The 4506-nt window shown below is 72.5% G+C and carries 4 protein-coding genes; 3 read left to right on the plus strand and 1 reads right to left on the minus strand.

From position 1 onward, the window contains the following. Positions 1 to 398 (plus strand): DUF1275 family protein (locus ACTIR_RS23425; RefSeq protein ID WP_154663765.1); only part of this gene is annotated, 398 nt, incomplete at its 5' end. A 15-nt stretch (positions 399 to 413) separates the two neighbouring features. Here ACTIR_RS23425 and ACTIR_RS0114325 read toward each other — a convergent pair. After that, positions 414 to 3554 (minus strand): NACHT domain-containing protein, encoded by a 3141-nt coding sequence (locus ACTIR_RS0114325; protein ID WP_026454809.1) that lies wholly within the window; start codon positions 3552 to 3554, stop codon positions 414 to 416. A 226-nt stretch (positions 3555 to 3780) separates the two neighbouring features. Here ACTIR_RS0114325 and ACTIR_RS0114330 point away from each other — a divergent pair, with 226 nt between their 5' ends. Together ACTIR_RS0114330 and ACTIR_RS0114335 are read left to right on the plus strand one after the other, a co-directional pair. Continuing rightward, on the plus strand, positions 3781 to 4185 hold the full coding sequence (locus tag ACTIR_RS0114330) for a DUF2267 domain-containing protein (RefSeq protein ID WP_026454810.1): 405 nt from the start codon (positions 3781 to 3783) through the stop codon (positions 4183 to 4185). Between the two features lie 13 nt (positions 4186 to 4198). After that, positions 4199 to 4506, plus strand: a 308-nt coding sequence (locus ACTIR_RS0114335) for a hypothetical protein (RefSeq protein ID WP_026454811.1), incomplete at its 3' end; no start/stop codon positions are given.

A 4506-nucleotide genomic window follows, 5' to 3' on the forward strand; every position in this document is an offset into this window, starting at 1 on the left:
CGGCGCTCGCGGCCGAGGCGGTGCTCCTGGCGTGCACCGCGGCCGGTACCGCCACCGGCGTCCTGCCGCTCGACGGCCCCGGCCGACACGCCACCGTGGTCGTCCTCGCCGTGGCGCTCGGTCTGCAGAACGGCACGGTGCACCGCACAGCGATCGCCGATCTCCCGACGACGGTGGTGACCCTGTCGCTGGCCGGACTGGTGTCCGACTCCCGCTTCGTGGGCGGCCCGGGCGCGCGGGGACCACGCCGCGCGGGATCGCTCGGCGCGATGCTCGCCGGTGCCGCGGTCGGCGCACTCCTGCTCCGGATCTCGGCCACCGTCGCCCTCGCGGTCGCCGCCACCCTGGTCGCCCTCGCCGTGACGGTCTTCGCCACGACGGCCGGGGAACGCCGGTGAGGACGGGGTGCCTGCCTACGCGACCGCGAGCACGATCGTCTGGGTGATGGAGCCTTCCTCGGTGTCGCGGTTCTGCAGGAAAGTGACCCCGGCCGCGAGTTCGAGGAACTTCGTGCGCAGAGTGTTCTCCCCGTGCATGCCGGCCTCGGCGGCGAGGAGGAACGCGCTCAGCCGCACCACGGTCGCGTCCTCCGCGGCGATCGGCCCCCGCCGGGGCCAGGCGAAGGTGGGCAGGGCCAGGTCGGCGAACGCCTTCGCGGCCCCGGCGGGCCAGGTACCCGGGAGGCGTTCGCAGGCGGTCGCGTAGGCGTTGCGGGCCCCGTTCTCCAGGGTGTCCGGGAAGACCCGGAACTCGTCGGCGTCGACGTCGATACCGGACGCCCGCGTCAGTTCCCGGTGCAGCCGGTCCGGCCAGCCCTGCTCGTCGCCGTCGGTGAGGGTGCGGGCCAGCACCCGCGCCGACGCGCGGCCCAGGACGTCCTCCACCGTCTCCGTGTACGCGCTGCCTTCCGGGATCGCGCGGGCACGGCGCATCCCGGCCGCGAGCACCCGGTCGATCGGGTCGGCACCCCGGTCGGCGGTCACGGTGCGCCAGATCGTGCGGGACAGCAGCTGCAGGTCCCGGCCGAGCTCGGTCTCGTACTCGGTGAGCAGGCGGGCGTCCCGGAGTTCGGCGATCCGGGACAGCGCCCACCGGTGGTCGAACCCGGGCACGGCTGCGAGGCTGCCGACCACCCGCACGGTGCGTTCGAGGTCCGCGCCGATCGCCCCCACGACGTCCTGCGCCCCGGTGAGCGCGTCCACCACATTGGACACCCGCTCGTGGACCCGGTCGGAGCCACGCTCGAACGCGCGGTCCAGCTGGTCGACGTAGTCGACGTAGAGGCGCTTGTTCGTGCTGCGGGCGTCACCCAGGAAGCGCAGCAACACCACCGAACGCAGCAGGAGCAGCCGGCTCAACCCCGCCCTCGCCCGGGTGAGGTCGGCGGTGAGGTGCTCGGCGACGTTGCGGGCGTCGACGGCGTGCGGATGCCGCGTCTTCCCCGGTGTCCACAGCAACGACCGGTGCTGGCCCGGCTCGGGCGCGAGCCACGCGCTGCACGTCGGCAACCTCTCCCGCACCGTCGGGTCGTCCAGTTCGGCCCGCGTGGGCAGGTGGTATCCCGGCTCGCCCTCGGTGACGTCGTTGATCCACCGGGTGAACCGCACCGCCTCGGTGAACGCCACATCGGTGACCGGGTCGTCGTCGTTGCCCACCGCGAAGACCGGTGCGCCGGTGTCCTGCTGGAAGAGCCGGTGGATCCGCACGGTGACGGGCAGCGCGCACACCCGGCGCCCGTCGGCGGTGCGGACCACCGTGCGCAGGTGGCGGGTGAGCAGGACACGGTTCATCACCCGGCGCAGTTCCGGGTCGGTGTCCGGCACGGCGGTGGACGCCAGCAGCTCGTCCAGCGCCCGCCGGTACTCGGGCGCGAGCTCACGACCGCCCTCGGCACAGTCGAAGGCCAGGGACAGCGCGGCGACGCTGCCCGAGGCGAGGCACGCCCGCACGATCGCGTCCGCGTCCGCCATCGCCGCGTAGAGGACGGTCGTCTCCCGCCACCACGGGTCGTCGACGGTCTCCTCCAGGATCCGGGACAGCTCCTTGTCCCGGATGTGGGCGGCGGCCAGATACTCCTGGAAGGTGTGGTGGGTGAACGAGTAGAGCCCGTTCTCCCGCTCGATCAGCAACCCGTGGTGCCGGACGTCGCCGATCACCTCGACGGCGCTGACGTCCTCCGGCATCCGGGCGAGCATGCGCTCGAACTCGTCGTGCACCTCCTGACGCGGGAGGTCGCGGACCTGCCGCCGCATCATCGCGTAGGCCAGGCCGCGCAGCAGGTACTGCTTGCGAGGGCCGGACAGCGCCACGTCGAGCCGCTTGGCCTCCTGCCGTTTCCAGAGCACCACCTGACAGATCTCGCCGTACAGACCGGACCGGCTGCCCGGCAGCGCGCCACGGTCCCGGTGCACGTTGGCGATCATGGTCAGCAGCAGCGGATTGATCGTCAGGTCGTACAGCGACGGCAGCACGTTCAGCCGCTCCAGCAGGTCGTCCGCGCCCAGCCGCGCGATCTCCCGGACACCGTCGTCGTCCCCGGTGCCGGTGTCGGTGGCGCCGCCTGTGCCGGTGTCGCCGGCGCGGGCCGCGTTGGCGACGGCGCTGGCCTGCACCTCGGCCGCGAGGTACCAGGCGTGGACGAACTCCACCACCTGGGAATGCGTAAAGCTGCGCACCTGGAAGATCTCCGCGCCCGAGATCGGGGCCTTGCGGTAGCCGCGGGGGCGGGAGGTGACCACGAAGGCGTTGTCCCGGTACTGGACGATCTGCCGCTCGATCCAGTCGGCCACGGCCCGGCGGTCGTCCCGCCGGGCCACCTCGTCCAGCCCGTCGAGCAGGACCACGCACCGGCCCTGTTCGAGTCGTTCCTCGAACCACCGGGTCGGTTCGTCCGTGGCGAACCGGCCGAGCTCGGTGCGGACCAGGTCGGCCAGGCTCACCTCCGGGTCGGCGACGACCGTGGCCGCGTGGTCGCGCAGGGCGAGCAGGATCGGCACGGGGCGCGGCCCCTCGCCGTCGGCGACCCGGCTCGCGGTGTGCCACAGCAGCGTCGTCTTCCCGCACCCGGGCACCCCCACGATCCCGAGGATCCGCGGCCCCGACCGTCCGAGCAGCTCCGTCAGCGGCACGCGGTCCTCGACATGGACCGGGAGCGGATCGACCACCCCCTCCTCGACCTGGCTGGCCGCCCGGCGTGCGAGGCCCGGGTCGACGAAGACCCGGCTCAGCTCCGGGGTGTGGAACCCGAGCGTCGACAGCCCTTTGAGGTCGACCGACCGGGTGCGGTTGCGGATGAAGGTGCGGTAGTCCTCCTCGAACTTCGCCGTGAGGCGCCTGTTCTCCCAGGTCGTGTCGAAGCGGTCCACCAACCTGTCCCGCACCCGGGTCCAGAGCGGTTCGACGATCGACCGGGTGGCGGCGTACCCCACCGCCAGCAACGCCCCCGTGACCGTCGCGAACGACGGCAGGTCGACGGGCCACCACCCCGTCGCGGCCGCCACACCCACGGCGAGGACCAACACCGCCGCCGTGATCCAGAAGATCCTGCGCACCATCGCCGGGCACCTCCCACCGGGGCCGGACATCCGGTCACGTCCACGGTAGGTAACCCGACCGGCACCGTACGTCGGTAATGCGGGATTCGACGGACGAACCCGACGAACCGTTCCCTCCGGTGCGACACGGCCTGCCCCGGGCGGGTTTATCGCACGCCCGGACGTGGCAACCCCGCTGACCCCGGGGGACGAACGAGGACGACCGACGAAAGGCACGGAACGCCACATGCAGCCGGAACGCAGCCAGCAGATGACCGAGTTCGCGGAGAAGGTGCGCGAGCGGGCCGGGATCGACAACGTCGAGGAGGCCGACCAGCTCAGCCGTGCGTGCGCACAGGTACTCGGCGAGACGATCTCCGGCGGCCAGGCCGAGAACCTCGCCCTCCAGCTGCCCGACGAGCTCGGCGCCGAACTGGCCGCGCAGCGGGGGCAGGCCAGCTCGTTCGACAAGGCCCAGTTCCTGGAGAAGGTCGGCGGCAAGATCCTCTCCGTGGACACCGACCGGGTCGAACGGCAGGTCGCCGCCGTGTTCGCCACCATCCGCGAGACCACGCGGAAGGGCGAGCTCAACGACACGCTCGCGCAGCTGCCGCCCGAGCTGACCGAGATGTTCGACCGCGAGAAGGCGTGAAGGAGGCGGCACGATGAGCACCGGTGACGCCCTTCCCCTGCCGGACTACGACGAGCTGCCGATCGCGAAACTGCAGCACCAGATCCGCTCCCTGCCCGCCGGGGACATCGACCGGCTGATCGAGCACGAGCAGCGGCACGGCGACCGCACCCCGGTCCTGGAACTGCTGCGCACCCGCAGGCAGCAACTCGACGAAGGTGCCGAACCCTCCGGCGGGGACCAGTGGGACGGCACCGGCAAACCCGCCGACACCCGGCACGGATCACCGGTGTCCCCGGACAGCACCGCCCCGCCCGGCGGCCCCCTCCGGCACGGCGTCGC

It is taken from the genome of Saccharomonospora iraqiensis subsp. iraqiensis, from assembly GCF_000430445.1.
Lineage (GTDB): Bacteria > Actinomycetota > Actinomycetes > Mycobacteriales > Pseudonocardiaceae > Saccharomonospora > Saccharomonospora iraqiensis.

Excerpts from the sequence above, each read along its gene's own strand:
- ACTIR_RS0114325 (WP_026454809.1), bottom strand. The coding sequence starts at position 3,554 with ATGGTGCGCAGGATCTTCTGGATCACGGCGGCGGTGTTGGTCCTCGCC.
- ACTIR_RS0114330 (WP_026454810.1), top strand. The coding sequence starts at position 3,781 with ATGCAGCCGGAACGCAGCCAGCAGATGACCGAGTTCGCGGAGAAGGTG.